Source organism: Micromonospora inaquosa (genome assembly GCF_003857055.1).
GTDB classification, from domain to species: domain Bacteria; phylum Actinomycetota; class Actinomycetes; order Mycobacteriales; family Micromonosporaceae; genus Micromonospora; species Micromonospora inaquosa.
Genome location: NZ_QGSZ01000073.1, coordinates 1 through 7,134, shown reverse-complemented (window position 1 = coordinate 7,134; position 7,134 = coordinate 1). Strand labels below are relative to the sequence as shown.

General features: G+C 72.4%; 8 protein-coding genes. 7 read left to right on the top strand and 1 reads right to left on the bottom strand.

Annotation, left to right across the window (positions count from 1 at the left end):
• Positions 1 to 1,162, bottom strand: a 1,162-nt coding sequence (locus DLJ59_RS01150) for a benzoate/H(+) symporter BenE family transporter (RefSeq protein ID WP_124770665.1), incomplete at its 3' end; no start/stop codon positions are given.
• Between the two features lie 55 nt (positions 1,163 to 1,217).
• On the opposite strand from DLJ59_RS01150, the gene DLJ59_RS01145 reads away from it, so the two are divergent.
• The 7 genes from DLJ59_RS01145 to DLJ59_RS01115 all read left to right on the top strand — a co-directional run.
• Complete coding sequence (locus DLJ59_RS01145; RefSeq protein ID WP_244235776.1) at positions 1,218 to 1,778, top strand: XRE family transcriptional regulator; 561 nt, start codon at positions 1,218 to 1,220, stop codon at positions 1,776 to 1,778.
• 115 nt (positions 1,779 to 1,893) lie between these two features.
• Positions 1,894 to 2,613 (top strand): PP2C family protein-serine/threonine phosphatase, encoded by a 720-nt coding sequence (locus DLJ59_RS01140; protein WP_124770664.1) that lies wholly within the window; start codon positions 1,894 to 1,896, stop codon positions 2,611 to 2,613.
• Positions 2,614 to 2,717: 104 nt separating this feature from the next.
• Positions 2,718 to 3,056, top strand: coding sequence for a PadR family transcriptional regulator (locus DLJ59_RS01135; protein WP_124770663.1), 339 nt, complete (start codon positions 2,718 to 2,720; stop codon positions 3,054 to 3,056).
• Positions 3,053 to 3,898 (top strand): ABC transporter ATP-binding protein, encoded by an 846-nt coding sequence (locus DLJ59_RS01130; protein ID WP_124770662.1) that lies wholly within the window; start codon positions 3,053 to 3,055, stop codon positions 3,896 to 3,898. The genes DLJ59_RS01135 and DLJ59_RS01130 overlap by 4 nt, the downstream gene beginning before the upstream one ends.
• A complete protein-coding gene (locus DLJ59_RS01125; RefSeq protein WP_124770661.1) occupies positions 3,895 to 4,587 on the top strand; it encodes an ABC transporter permease in 693 nt (230 codons plus the stop codon). Before DLJ59_RS01130 ends, DLJ59_RS01125 begins: the two co-directional genes overlap by 4 nt.
• Positions 4,588 to 4,686: 99 nt before the next feature.
• Positions 4,687 to 5,877, top strand: coding sequence for a GNAT family N-acetyltransferase (locus DLJ59_RS01120; RefSeq protein WP_124770660.1), 1,191 nt, complete (start codon positions 4,687 to 4,689; stop codon positions 5,875 to 5,877).
• A gap of 93 nt (positions 5,878 to 5,970) precedes the next feature.
• Positions 5,971 to 7,134 (top strand): hypothetical protein (locus tag DLJ59_RS01115; protein ID WP_124770666.1); only part of this gene is annotated, 1,164 nt, incomplete at its 3' end.

Below are 7,134 nucleotides of genomic sequence, written 5' to 3'. Positions count from 1 at the left end.
GCGGGGCGGATGGGCGGCGGTGAAAGAGCAGCAGCATCAGGCAGCCCGCGACCAGGCCCCAGAACGCGCCGCCCACGCCGATCAGCGTCACCCCGGACGCGGTCACCACGAAGGTGACCACGGCGGCCTCGCGGGTCGTCGGGTCGGTCACCGCCGAGGCGAGCGCGGTGGCGAGTGCTCCCAGTAGCGCCAGCCCGGCGACCGCCTCGATGAGGATCGGTGGGGCGACCGCGACCAGTGTGGTGGCCACGCCGGCGCCCAGGCCGAGCACGGCCAGCCCGGCGCCGGCGGTGACCGAGGCGATCCAGCGGCGCTCCGGGTCGGGGTGCGCGTCGGGGCCGGCGGCCAGCGCGGCGGTGATCGCCGCGAGGTTCACCGCGTGCCCGCCAGCCGGGGCGGCGAGCAGGCTGGCCAGGCCGGTGGTCCGCAGCGCGGCGCCGAACGGCGGCCGGTAGCCGTAGCCGACCAGCACCGCCATGCCGGGTACGTTCTGCGCGGCCATGGTGACCAGGAACAGCGGCAGGGCCAACCCGACCAGGGCGGACGCGTTCCAGGCCGGCGCGGTCAGCGTGACCGACGGGATCAGCGCGGCACCGGTCAGGCCGGCCGGCGGTGCGGTCAGTGCGAGCGCCACCACCGCCACCACCAGCGCACCGGGCACCGCCCAGCGGCGGGCGAACCGGTGCAGCAACAGCCAGCCGACCACCACCGGCCCGGCCACCACCGGTAGCTCGACCAGCGCGCGGACCGGGGCTGTGCACAGCGGCAGCAGCACCCCGGCGAGCATCGCGCCGGCCACCGGCTTGGGGATGGCGGCCACCGCCCGGCCCAGTGGCGGGAACAGCCCGGCCGCGACGATCAGCAGACCGGAGACGAGGAAGGCCCCCACCGCTACCGGCCATCCGCCCGGTGGCGGTCCGGTCGCCACCAGCAGCGCCGCGCCGGGGGTGGACCAGGCGGCGCTCATCGGTATCCGGTACCGCAAGCCCAGCCAGGCGGCGACGAGCCCGCTCGCCACGCAGAGAGCGAGCAGGCCGGAGGCGGCCTGCGCGTCCGACGCGCCGACCGCTCGGAGCCCGGCGAGCACGACGGTGAACGAGCTGGCGAAGCCCACCAGCGCGGTGACCACCCCGGCCAGCACCGGTTGCACGCGTCCCGCCACTCCACCCTCCCGACTGTTCCGTTTACGGAACGATGATGTGTAGCACGATAGCGGGGTGCCACACCCACCACCAGCACCGCACCCGGGCCTCGACGTGGACCCCGCCGTCGTCGGACGCCGGGTCCGTGCCCTACGCGAGGAGCGAGGGATCTCACTGTCCACACTCGCCCGGCTCGCCGGTGTCGGCAAGGCCACTCTCTCCGGCCTGGAGCACGGCACCCGCAACCCGACCCTGGAGACGCTCTGGGCGGTCACCGCGCAGCTCGGCGTGCCGCTGACGGCAGTGCTGACGGAACCGGCCGCCGGGCCGACGGTGCACGGCACCGCTGTCACCGCCACCCTGCTGGAGGTGTTCACCGACACCGACGCAACCTACGAGCTGTACCGGATGCGGGTCGCGCCCGGTGTCACCCAGCTCTCCCCCGCCCACGCGCCGGGGGTCACCGAGCACGTCACCGTCTTCGCCGGGGTGCTGTGCGCCGGTCCGGCCGACGCACCGTTGACAGCCCCGGCCGGCGGTCACCTCCGCTGGGTGTCGGACGTCCCACACAGTTACGCGACGGTGGGTGACGAGGAGGTTGCCGCCAGCCTGCTACTGCGCTATCCACGCCGCTGAGACCCGGCCGATCGGTCACGGACCGTCGGGCTCGTCGACGAAAATCGCAATCATTTCTCGACCTAGGTAGGAGGCGTAGAGACGAATGCCGGTTGTTCTTGGCAAGCTTGACCCCATGACGCTGATCCTCCGCTCGGTCATCCTCAACGACATCGGCTTGGTGCGCACCAACAACGAGGACTCCGCCCTCGCCGGTGACCGCCTGATCGCCGTCGCCGACGGCATGGGTGGGCTGCCTGCGGGCGAGGTGGCGAGCGAGATCGTGATCCGGATCCTGGACGAGCTGGCTCCGCCCACCGACCCCGACGGCGCCGCCGACGCGCTGCGTGCCGTGGTCAGCACCGCCAACCAGCGCATCCACGCCGCGATCACCGTCGACCCGAGCCGGGACGGCATGGGGACGACGCTCACCGCGGCGCTGCTGGCCGGGGAGACGCTGGTGCTGGCCCAGGTGGGCGACTCCCGCTGCTACCTGTTGCGCGACGGGGAGCTGACCCAGCTCACCCGGGACGACACGTTCGTGCAGGCGCTTGTCGATCAGGGCACCCTCTCTCCCGAGCAGGCCCGTCACCACCCGCAGCGGTCCCTGGTGACCCGGGCCGTGCAGGGCGCCGACACCCCACCCGCGGTCGGTGTGCTCACCGTGGTCCCCGGCGACCGGCTGCTGCTGTGCAGCGACGGGCTCTCCGACTACGTCGAGGACGAGGCCATCGCGGCGGCCCTGGGCATGTACGCCGACCGTCAGCAGTGCGGTGAGCAGTTGGTGAAGCTGGCCCACCACGCCGGCGCACCGGACAACGTCACCGTCGTGGTCTCCGACGTCGTCGCCCGCTGACCCGTACGGCTTCACTCGCGGCAGCACCCGAGCCGGCCGGTTCGGGTGCTGCCGCCCGCAGTAGGTGGTTGTGCCATCTAGCTTGCGTCGCTACTGTCCGACCTGTGGATTCCGACCGGCGCGGGCAGTGGCTGCGGGGGGTGCTCGACATCTGCGTCCTGGCCCTGCTGTCCGAAGGCGAGTCCTACGGCTACCAGCTCGCCCAGGCGCTCGACGCGGCGGGCGTCGGGCCGATCCAGGGCGGCACGCTCTATCCCGTGCTGTTGCGCCTTCAGAAGACCGGCCTGGTGACCGCGCAGTGGCGGGAGGGCAGCGCCGGGCCGGCCCGCAAGTACTACCGGCTCACCGACGACGGGTACGCGGCGCTGCGCACCGGCGGCAGCGCCTGGCTCACCTTCGTCCGGCCGGTGAACGACATCGTCACGAAGGGGGTCACCCGGTGAACGCCGACGATTGGCTGCGTACGCTCACGGCCGAGTTGCACCAGCGCCGGGTCGCGGCGGACGCCGCGCGGCACGTGGTCGCCGAGGCCGCCACGCACCTGCGCGAGGGAGGCGGCGACCCCTGGGTCGTCTTCGGTCCACCCCAGCAGTACGCGGGCGCGGTCGTGGAGAGCATCGGCACCGCGCCGGGACCACGCCCCGGGCCGGTCCGGCTGCACGCGGCGGGCATCACCAAGAGGTACGGACGGCGCACCGTGCTGCACGACGCCACGCTGACCGTCCGGGCCGGACAGATCGCCGCCGTCATCGGTGCGAACGGCTGCGGCAAGAGCACCTTCCTGCGGATCTGCGCCGGGCTGATGTCACCGGACGCCGGTGAGGTGACCGTCTCCGGGCGGCTCGGCTACTGCCCGCAGTCCGGCGGCACCGCCGACTTCCTGCTCGCCGACGAGCACTTCGTGCTGGTGGGCGCCGGCCAGGGCGTGGCCCGGGGCCCGGCCCGCCGCGCCGGTCGGGCGGCGGCCCGTCAGCTCGGTTGGGAAGCAGGCGGGGACGTGCAGGCCCGCCACCTCTCCGGTGGCACCCGACAGAAGCTCAACCTGACCATGTCCACGCTCAGCGCCCCCGACGTGCTGCTGCTCGACGAGCCGTACCAGGGCTTCGACCAGGGCACGTACGTCAACTTCTGGGACCAGCTCAGCAGGTTGCGCGACGCCGGCACCGCCGTCGTCGTGGTGACCCACCTGCTCAACCAACTCGACCGGGTGGACATCGTGCTCGACCTGACCCCGGCACGTGAGACCGGGTGGCACGCGCCCGGCATCCAGGGAGGTCGCCAGTGAACCGGATCGTCACCGTCGCCGAGATGACAGTGCGGGAGCTGCTGCGGCGTCGGGGCGTACTCCTGCTGTTGTTGTTGATGCCGTTGACCTTCTACCTGATCCGGCGCGACGCCTACCTCGGGCAGTCGGTTCGCTCGCTGCTGCTCGGCGTGGGCTGGGCGGTGAGCACCGCCGCGCTGTTCGCCACGACCGCGGCGCGCGAGTTGGAGCCGAGGCTGCGGCTGTCCGGCTACCGCCCGCACCACCTCTATCTCGGTCGGATGCTCGGCCTGTGGACGGTGGGGCTGGTCATCTCCGTGCCGTTCTTCCTCCTGCCGATGATCGACGGCGCGGACCTGCGGTACGGCGGCCTGGCGGCGGCGATGCTCTGTTCCGTCGCGGTGGCGGCCCCGTTCGGGATGTTGATCGGTGCGCTGCTGCCCCGCGAGTTGGAGGGCACGTTGCTGCTGCTCACCGTGGTGACGGTGCAGATGCTGATCAACCCGGCCGGTTCCGGGGCGAAGTTGACGCCGTTCTGGTCGAGCCGCGAGATCGCCACCTGGACGGTCGACAACACCGACCAGGGCTACCTCTCCCGTGGGCTGCTGCACGGGTTCGTCGTGACCGCCCTGCTGGCCCTGGGCGTGGCCGCGGTGGCCAGCGTCCGCCTGCGCCGTCGCCGGCACCTGCGGCACCTGCCGGTCGGCTGACCCTTCCGGCGTCGCGGCGACCGGGGTGGCTGGACGTGTGGCCCAGCAGATCGGGCCAATCCGGTTGCCGTGACCCGCGCGGCGGGTTGAGATGGGCGGATGACCATCCGCCGGGTGACCGACGACGACCGTCTCAGCACCAGCTTCCCGCTCGCCGCGTACGCCTTCGAGTCCTCGCCACTCAGCGCGGCGCGGACGACGGAGTTCCGCGACTACCTGCCCTACAACCAGGGCAACCGGACGCTGATCGCCGAGGAGGACGGCACCACGTTGGCCGCCGTCTCCGCCATTCCGATGCGACAGAACCTGCGCGGGGTGGTGCTGCCGATGGCCGGGGTCGCCGGAGTGGCGACCCATCCGCTGGCCCGCCGGCAGGGGCACGTCCGGACGCTGCTGCACCAACTCCTCGACGAGATGCGCGACGAGGGCCATCCGCTCAGCGCGCTCTATCCGTTCCGGCCCAGCTTCTACGCCCGGTTCGGCTACGTCGGGCTGCCCAAACCGCGCCGGGTCACCTTCACCCCGGCCCACCTGGGCTCGCTGCTCCGGGTGGAGCTGCCCGGCGAGGTGGGCTGGGAACGCATCGCCGCCGGCTATCCGACGTGGCGGGCGTTCACCGAGCGCAACCTGCGGGAACGGCACGGCTTCTCGATCTTCCCGGACTACCGGGCGGTCGGAATGCGCGACCGTGACGAGTTCTGGCTGCTCACCGCACGGGTGGCCGGGGAGGTCACCGGCGCGGTGACGTACCGGATCGACGAACACGGTGGCACGCTGCACGGCAACGAACTGCTCTTCACCGACCCGCTCGCGCGGACGCTGCTGTTGCAGTTCTTCGCCCGGCACGTCGACCAGATCGAACGGGTCACCGTCCAGGTGCCGCCCGACGAGCTGCCCGAGCTGTGGCTGACCGACCTGGACGTGCACGTCGAGGCCCGCACGGCCGTGCCGGGTGCGTCCGCGCCCATGGCCCGGCTGCTGTCGCTGGACGCGTTGCGCGGGCTGCCCGCCGGCCCGGGCCGGGTACGGGTCGAGCTGACCGGGGACCGCTGGCTGGCCGGCACCCATCTGCTCGACGGCACGACCGGCGCGCTGGAACTGGTCGACGACACCACCGGCCGCGTGCCGACCGCCACGCTCACCGCCGCCGGGCTCTCCGCCCTCGCGTACGGGGTGCTGGACCCGGCCGAACTGCCGCTGCGCGGCCTGGGCGAGGTGCCGGTGGACGCTGCCACGGAGCTGCGCGGTCTCTTCCCCCGCCGGGTGCCGTACCTCTTCGCCGACTTCTGAGCGCGGGGCGGCGGGCGTGCCTTAGCAGTGCATTAAACCGGCTCGGCGGATTCGTCGGGACGCCGTCGCGGCTCCTAGCATCACGGGGTGCGCATGACGTCGCTTGCCGTTCTCCTCGCCCTCGGTGTCGCCACCGCGACCCTGCCCGGCTGCGCGCCCAACGACCCGGCCCCCGCCTTCGAGGCCGGCTCGACCGCTTCGCCGACGCCGAGCGCCGGTCAGGGCGAAACGCCGGGGGCTCGGGACGGCCTCGGGGGCCCGGGGGCCAGCACGAGCCCGAAGCCCGCCAACAAGGTGCTCGCGGCCGGCAACCCGAACGGCAAGGCCACCGTGCCGGCCGAGGCGCGGGCGGTGGACACCTCGAAGCCGACCCGGACCATCGGCACCGGCACCCCGGCGAGCTGCACCTCGGCGGCGGTGGTGAAGGCCGTCGCGGCCGGCGGTGTCATCACGTTCAACTGTGGACCGGCCCCGGTGACCATCAAGATGGCCGCCACCGCGAAGGTCCGCAACGCCAACGGGCCGAAGATCGTGCTGGACGGCGGCGGCACTGTCACGTTGAGCGGCCAGGGGAAGCGCCGCATCCTCTACATGAACACCTGCGTCCAGGCCCAGGGCTTCACCACCTCGCACTGCCAGAACCAGGATCACCCGCAGCTCACCGTGCAGAACCTGACCTTCGCCGACGGCAACTCCACCGGCGAGAAGGCCGAGGGTGGCGGCGGAGGGGCGATCTTCGTACGCGGCGGGCGGCTGAAGGTGGTCAACTCGCGCTTCGTCCGCAACCGCTGTGACCGCACGGGCCCGGACCTGGGTGGCGCGGCGATCCGGGTGCTGAGCCAGTACGAGAACAAGCCGGTGTACGTGGTGGGCAGCACCTTCGACGGCGGGTCCTGCTCCAACGGGGGTGCGCTGAGCAGCATCGGTGTGTCGTGGGTGGTGCTGAACAGCCTGCTCAAGAACAACGAGGCGATCGGCAGCGGGGCCAACCCGGCCAAGTCCGGCACGCCCGGCGGGGGCAGCGGCGGCGCGATCTACTGCGACGGCAACGAGTTCACCGTACGGATCGCCGGCACGATCATCGAGAACAACAAGGCCAACGAGGGCGGCGGCGCGGTCTTCTTCGTGAGCAACAACCGCACCGGCACGATGAAGATCGAGAACTCGACCCTGCGCCGCAACCCCAGCGCCAAGTTCGAGACCCGCGGCTTCCCCGGCATCTTCTTCCTGGGCGCCCGCAACCCCACGGTGACCAAC

Excerpts from the sequence above, each read along its gene's own strand:
- DLJ59_RS01140 (WP_124770664.1), top strand. The coding sequence starts at position 1,894 with ATGACGCTGATCCTCCGCTCGGTCATCCTCAACGACATCGGCTTGGTG.
- DLJ59_RS01120 (WP_124770660.1), top strand. The coding sequence starts at position 4,687 with ATGACCATCCGCCGGGTGACCGACGACGACCGTCTCAGCACCAGCTTC.